Origin of the sequence: Nonomuraea cypriaca, from assembly GCF_015645445.1 — a bacterium.
Lineage (GTDB): Bacteria > Actinomycetota > Actinomycetes > Streptosporangiales > Streptosporangiaceae > Nonomuraea > Nonomuraea cypriaca.
In genome coordinates this window covers 1-6,524 of record NZ_JADOGI010000381.1, presented here as the reverse complement: position 1 = coordinate 6,524, position 6,524 = coordinate 1, and the positions used below count along the sequence as shown (strand labels likewise).

Annotated in this window: 7 protein-coding genes; 6 read left to right on the top strand and 1 reads right to left on the bottom strand. The window is 70.8% G+C overall.

Annotated features, from left to right (window positions below; all coding sequences use genetic code 11):
• The 6 genes from ITP53_RS53135 to nrfD all read left to right on the top strand — a co-directional run.
• A partial coding sequence (locus ITP53_RS53135) for a hypothetical protein (protein WP_207757689.1) occupies positions 1–190 on the top strand: 190 nt, incomplete at its 5' end.
• A gap of 118 nt (positions 191–308) precedes the next feature.
• Positions 309–860 carry a molybdopterin-binding domain-containing protein gene (locus ITP53_RS53130; RefSeq protein WP_195903096.1) on the top strand — a complete coding sequence of 184 codons (552 nt, stop codon included), beginning with the start codon at positions 309–311 and terminating at the stop codon, positions 858–860.
• Positions 861–872: 12 nt separating this feature from the next.
• Positions 873–3,296: a formate dehydrogenase-N subunit alpha gene (gene fdnG / locus ITP53_RS53125; protein WP_195903095.1), complete on the top strand. Its 2,424-nt coding sequence runs from the start codon at positions 873–875 to the stop codon at positions 3,294–3,296.
• Positions 3,296–4,141, top strand: a complete 846-nt coding sequence (locus ITP53_RS53120; RefSeq protein WP_195903094.1) for a formate dehydrogenase accessory protein FdhE domain-containing protein — start codon at positions 3,296–3,298, stop codon at positions 4,139–4,141. The genes fdnG and ITP53_RS53120 overlap by 1 nt, the downstream gene beginning before the upstream one ends.
• A gap of 1 nt (position 4,142) precedes the next feature.
• The gene (locus ITP53_RS53115) at positions 4,143–4,958 is read left to right on the top strand and encodes a 4Fe-4S dicluster domain-containing protein (protein WP_195903093.1); all 816 of its coding nucleotides are present in this window, start codon (positions 4,143–4,145) and stop codon (positions 4,956–4,958) included.
• On the top strand, positions 4,951–5,856 hold the full coding sequence (nrfD, locus tag ITP53_RS53110; RefSeq protein ID WP_195903092.1) for an NrfD/PsrC family molybdoenzyme membrane anchor subunit: 906 nt from the start codon (positions 4,951–4,953) through the stop codon (positions 5,854–5,856). Before ITP53_RS53115 ends, nrfD begins: the two co-directional genes overlap by 8 nt.
• Positions 5,857–5,859: 3 nt before the next feature.
• On the opposite strand, the gene ITP53_RS53105 is transcribed toward nrfD, so the two are convergent.
• Positions 5,860–6,524: nucleoside hydrolase (locus ITP53_RS53105; protein WP_195903091.1), on the bottom strand; the 665-nt coding region annotated here is incomplete at its 5' end.

Genomic DNA, 6,524 nt, shown 5'->3' with positions numbered 1-6,524 from the left:
GGCCGGGGCCGGGCGGTGGGCGCCGGCCGCCGTGCCGGTGGGGCGCCCGGCCTGGAGGGAGGTGCTCCGGTCGGCGGCTGAGCGGGGCGATCACGGCGTGCTGGTGCCGGCGGAGCCGCGGCTGCTCGACCTCCTCCGCAACCCCGACGACCCGGGTGGCCGCCACGACCTGCAACTCGCCCAAGGGTAGGGCTCCCGGCCGGTCCCGGGGGTGGACGTACGGGCGATCGGATCATACGGTGAAATAACGGTACCCACGGCGGCAGCTGAGGGGAGTGCGGCCTATGGAGGTCAGCCGGAGGCGGTTCTTGAGCATCGGCCCGGCCGGGGTGCTCGGCGGGTCGGCCCTGGGATTCGACCTGGCCGCGGCGACCGAGGTCAAGCAGCGGTTGCGGATCGAGGGGGCCACGCTTTCGCACTCTCTGTGCCCGTACTGCGCGGTGGGGTGCGCGCTGGTCGCGTACACCAGGAAGGGCGCGGACGGCAGGACGGAACTGCTGCAGATCGAGGGTGATCCGGACAGTCCGGTCAACGAGGGCACGTTGTGCCCGAAGGGGGCCACGTCGCTCCAGTTGGCCGTCTCGCGCAGGCGGGTGCCGCACCCGCTCTACCGCGCCCCTGGCGCGGCCGAGTGGAGGCAGGTCTCCTGGGAGTTCGCGCTCGACCGGCTGGCCAGGAACATCAAGGCCTCGCGTGATGCCACGTTCGTCACCGAGGACGCCGACGGCAACGTCGTCAACCGCTGCGAGGGCGTCGCCTTCGCGGGCGGGGCGGCGTTCAGCTCGGAAGAGGGATATCTCGCTACGAAGCTGATGAGGGGGTTGGGCCTGGTTCACCTCGAACAACAGGCCCGTGTTTGACACGGTCCCACGGTGGTCAGTTTGGCTGCCACGTTCGGCCGAGGGGCCATGACCAACCACTGGCGTGACATCAGGCACGCCGACCTCATCCTGGTCAACGGCGCCAACCCGGCGGAGGCCCACCCGGTGGGCTTCAGATGGCTCATGCGGGCCAAGCTCGACCGGGCCGCGAAGATCATCCACGCGGACCCGAGGTTCACGCGCACCTCCGCGGTGGCGGACACGTACGTACGGATCCGCACCGGTACGGACGTGGCCTACTTCGGCGGGCTCATCAACCACGTCCTGGCCAACCGTCTCTACCACGACGACTACGTGCGCTGGGCCACCAACGCCGGGTTCGTGGTCAAGGAGGGGTACGCCTTCGAAGACGGCATGTTCAACGGCTTCGACGAGGAGCAGGGCGTCTACGACGCGACCTCGTGGGCGTACGAGACCGACGAGGACGGCCACGCCAGGATCGACCTCGACCACCCGCGCTCGGTCCTCAACCTGCTCCGCGAGCACTACCGCCGCTACGACCCCGACACGGTCGCCCGCATCACCGGCATCCCGCGCGAGCAGTTCGTCGAGGTGGCCAGGCAGGTCGGCGAGATGGGACGGCCGGACAAGGTCATGACCATCGTGTACGCGGTCGGCCTCACCCACCACACCACCGGCGTCCAGCTCATCCGTTCGGGCGCCATCCTGCAACTGCTGCTCGGCAACATGGGCCGCCCCGGCGGCGGCATGAACGCAGAACGCGGCCACGCCAACATCCAGGGGAACACCGACCACGCCATCTCGTGGGACATTTTGCCCGGCTACCTGCGCGTCCCCGCGCCAGGACAGAAGGACATCGACGGATACCTGGCCGCGAGCGCCACCGCGAAGGCCCACCCCAGAGCGGTGAACTTCTTCGGCGAGAACTACCGCCGCTACCTGGTCAGCCTGCTCAAGGCCTGGTACGGCGACGACGCCACGAAGGACAACGAGTTCGCCTTCGACTACCTGCCCAAGCCCGCCGTCAACTCCTCCTGGATCTCGATCTTCGACCAGGCGTTGCGGGGCAGGATGCAGGGCGTCATGTTGTCCGGGATGACCGCCACCAGCATCGGTCCCGACTCCAACCAGGTGCTCCAGGCGCTGTCGAAGCTCAAGTGGCTGTGCGTGATGGACCCGTTCGCCACCACCAGCTCGGAGTTCTGGCAGGCGCCGGGCCTGGATCCCGCCAAGATCCAGACCGAGGTGTTCATGCTCCCCGCCACCCACTGGATCGAGAAGGACGGCTCGTTCACCAACAGCGGCCGGTGGGTGCAGTGGAAGGACCAGGTGCTGCCGCCGGAGGGCGAGGCCAGGCACGACCACTGGATCCTCGCCGAGCTGTTCCTGCGGGTCCGGGATCTGTACGAGTCCCAGGGCGGCAAGTTCCCCGACCCGGTGCTGAGGATGGAGCTGCCGTACCGGAATCAGCGCAAACCCGAGCTGGACGAGATCGCGCAGGAGATCAACGGCCGTGACCTGCGGACGGGCCGGAGGCTGAGCACGTTCGCCGACCTCGGCGAGGACGGCACCACCAGCGCGGGCGACTGGATCTACACCGGCCACTACCCGGAGGAGGGCAACCTGGCCAAGCGGCGCGACGGCGTACAGGATCCCGCCGCGAACGACCCCACCGGCATGGGCTTCTACCCGGGCTGGGCGTGGAGCTGGCCCGCGAACCGGCGCGTCCTCTACAACCGGGCCTCCGCCGACGAGGACGGCCGCCCGTGGGATCCGGAACGTCCGGGAATCGCCTGGCAGAACGGCCAGTGGGTGGGCGACGTGCCCGACTACCCGGCGACGGCCGGGCCGGGCGCGGACGCGCCGCTGCCGTTCATCATGACCGCCGAGGGCGTGGGCCGGCTGTTCAGCAACGGCGTGGCGGACGGGCCGTTCCCCGAGCACTACGAGCCCATCGAGTCGCCCGTCGCCAACCTGCTGCACCCGGAGGTGTCGGCGACGCCGGCGGCCTTCAGGTACGACGAGCGGGCCGGCCGCCCGAACCGGTTCGGCACCGTGGCCGACTACCCGTACGTGGCGACGTCGTACCGGCTGACCGAGCACGAGCACTACGTCACCCAGAACGTCGAGCACCTGGTGCAGCTGCAGCCTGAGGCGTTCGTCGAGGTGCCCGCCGGGCTGGCGCGCGAGAAGGGCATCGAGACGGGCGACCGGGTACGCGTCTCGTCCATGCGCGGCAGGCTCGAGGTCCGCGCGGTGGTGACCAGGCGGCTCGGGCCGCTGGACATCGACGGCAGGCAGGTCTGGCAGATCGGCATCCCGATCCACTGGGGTTTCGTGGGCATCAACACCGGTCAGCACTGGCTGGCCAACGCCCTCACCCCGTTCGTCGGGGACGCCAGCTCGCGAACGCCGGAGTACAAGGCGTTCCTGGTCAACATCGAGAAGCTGTGATGTACGCCGGGGACCGGGCACGGGCCGGGGAGCTGCGTGAGCGGTATCCGCACGCGGCCGAGATCCTCGGGCTGTACCTGGCCCTGGTGGAGGTGTGGGAGTCGGCCGGCGACGGCGTCCCGCTCCAACGGGCGCGGTCGCACGTGCTGCCCCGCGTGGTCGAGGCGACGGCGGCGCACGGCCCGGCTCCCCTGGCCGGCGCGGTCGCCCTGCTCGGCGCCGGCGTGCTCGACGGCTGGCTCGCGGACGAGGACCTCACGCCCGTCGAGCGCTACCTCGCCCGCGCCACCCTGCGCGTCGTCCCCGCCGAAGCCCGCGCCACCCCGGGCGTAGTCCCCGCCGGAGCCGAAGCCGGAGCCGGGGCCGAAGCTGGTGCCGAAGCCGAAGCCGAAGCCGAAGCCGATGCCGATGCCGATGCCGGTGCCCGGCCGGAGGGCCGGGGCGCGGCGTGCGCCACGTGCGGCGGCCCGCCGCAGCTCAGCTTCCACGAGGCGAGCGACGACCCTCTCGTCACCGGCCGCCGCATGCTGGAATGCGCCAAATGCGGTAACCAGTGGAGTTTCTCCGCCACCACCTGCCCCGGTTGCGGCGAGACCGGCCAGCGCACGGTCTACGCCGAGGCCAGACCGGGCCCCCAGGTGGGCCGGGCGACCGGCGACGGCGGCGTGTTCCCGCACCTGCGCGCCGAGGCCTGCCAGACCTGCCGCCGCTACCTGATCGACGTCGACCTGAGCCGCGACCCCCGCGCGGTGCCGCGGGTCGACGAACTGGCCGCAGTGCCCATCGACCTCCACATGGCCGAGCAGGGCTACACGAAGATCACGCCCAACCTGATGGGGTTCTGACATGCCGGACATCACACCTGGCCAGGCGTACGGGTTCTTCACCGACACCAGCGTGTGCATCGGCTGTAAAGCCTGCGAAGTGGCCTGCAAGCAGTGGAACCAGCTGGAGGGCCACGAGCCGTCGTTCCTGGACGGGTTCGACAACACCGGCAGGCTGGACGCCGAGAACTGGCGGCACGTGCAGTTCCACGACAACGTGCCCGACGAGGGCGTCACCTCGGGCAACGGCAAGGCGTGGCTGATGATGTCGGACGTCTGCAAGCACTGCAAAGAGGCCAGCTGCATGGAGGTCTGCCCGACCGGCGCGATCATCCGCACCGAGTTCGACAGTGTCTACATCCAGCCGGACGTCTGCAACGGCTGCCGGAACTGCATCGCGGCCTGCCCGTACGACGTGATCGGCGCCAGCGAGGTGAACGGCATCGCGCAGAAGTGCACGCTCTGCTACGACCGCCTCCAGAACGACATGACGCCCGCCTGCGCCAAGGCCTGCCCCACCGAGTCGATCAAGTTCGGCCCGGTGTCGGAGCTGCGCGAGACGGCGGGCAAGCGGCTGGACATCCTGCGCTCCCAGGGCGTCACCCAGGCCCGGCTCTACGGCCACGACGACAAGGTGTACGGCGGGCTCAACGCGTTCTTCCTGCTCATGGACGAGCCGGAGAAGTACGGCCTGCCGGACGAGCGCGACGCCGTCCTGCCCAGCCGCAACAACGTGGGCGGCTACCTGACCGCCGCGGTCACCGCGGTCCTGGGCGTGCTCGGCGGTCTGGTCGCGCTGGGCCGCCGCAAGGAGAAAGTGAAGGCCGAGGATGGGTGACGTCCAGCACTTCGCCGGGCCTCCGGACTGGCTCTGGTACATCCTGTTCTACTTCTTCCTGGCCGGGTTGTCCGGCGGCTCGTACGTGCTGGCCACCCTGCTCAGGTTGCGCGGCGGGCCGGGGGACGAGCCGATGGCCAGGATCGGCTACTACGTGGCCTTTCCGCCGATGCTGATCGCGCCGGTGCTGCTCGCGCTCGACCTCGGGCAGCCGCTGCGCTTCTGGCACATGTTGTGGAACAACACCCCCGGCGGGCAGGGGCTCACCTTCAAATACTGGTCGCCGATGTCGATCGGCTCGTGGGCGCTGGTCGTGTTCGGCGCGATCACGACGGTGTCGTTCGCGGCGGCGCTCGTGCGCGACGGGAAGCTCAGGCTCCCGCTCGTGCGGGCGGTCGACAACCGTGCCTTCAACATCGTCGGATCGGTGTTCGGGCTGTTCGTCGCGGGTTACACGGGTGTGCTGCTGTCGGTGTCCAATCAGCCGGTGTGGAGCGACACGTGGGCGCTCGGCGGCCTCTTCCTCGCCTCGGGCCTGGCCGGCTCGGCCGCGCTGATGCTGCTCCTGGCCCGCTTCCGCCCGGAGGCCGGGCCGAGCACGCCGATGCTGTCGATCTCCGAGCGGCTCTACTCGCTGCTGGAGCTGGCGCTGATCGCGGTGTTCGCGCTGACGCTGGTCGCCGCAGGCACGCAGGGCCGGGTGTTCGGCCTGCCGTGGCTGGTGCTGTGGGCCGTCGTCCTCGCGGGCCTGATCCCCGGGCTGTACGGGCTCGCCACCGAACGGCTGTCCGCGGCGGGCGGCACGGCGGCCCTGCGCCACTCGCTGACCGTGCCCTTGCTGGTGCTGGCCGGAGTGCTGGCCCTGCGCGCCGTCATCATCTTCAGCATTCAGGTGTGAGTTTCAGCGGCGGCCGGTCAGGGTGTCGATCAGGTAAGTGACGAGCCGGTCGTTGTCCACGCCGTCCAGCACGTCGATGGGCTCGACGTCCGGCACGCGCAGGCCGGTCGCGCGCCTGACCTGGCCGGCGGCCGCCCAGGCGATCGGGCGGGCCCGTGTCAGCGCGCCGCGCAGCTCGACGGACACGCGGGCCCGGTGCCGGGTGGCGAGGCCCGGCTCCAGCAGCACGGCGACGGCCAGCGGATCGTGCAGGTGGCAGCCGGGCAGGCCGCGGTCGTCGCTCACCCAGCGCACCCAGGGGCGGGTGGTGGCGGCCAGGTGGTCGGCCAGCGGGTTCGCGCCGGCGAGGCGGTCGACGTCGGCGAGGATCAGCGACGTGAGCCGGGTGACGTCGTACGGTACGAGCGTGGTCGGGGCGCCGCTCGTCAGCACCGCGTGGGCGGCCTCGGGGTCGTAGCCGAAGTTGAGCTCCTGCAGCATGTCCGGCACGGCGAACGCGCCGCCCATGATGGTGAGCGAGGCCAGCTCTTCCGGCAGGCTCGGGCGGAGCCGGAAGGCGTGGGCGACGTTCGTCAGCGGGCCGACCGCCACCAGATGGATCTCGCCGGGGGCGGCCGCGACCCGGCGTACGATCTCGGCGGAGGCCGTCGGGGCGGTGGGGTCAGGCG

Bases quoted from the DNA above. Each gene is read 5' to 3' on its own strand.
- ITP53_RS53120 (WP_195903094.1), top strand. From the start codon at position 3,296: ATGTACGCCGGGGACCGGGCACGGGCCGGGGAGCTGCGTGAGCGGTAT.
- ITP53_RS53115 (WP_195903093.1), top strand. From the start codon at position 4,143: ATGCCGGACATCACACCTGGCCAGGCGTACGGGTTCTTCACCGACACC.
- nrfD (WP_195903092.1), top strand. From the start codon at position 4,951: ATGGGTGACGTCCAGCACTTCGCCGGGCCTCCGGACTGGCTCTGGTAC.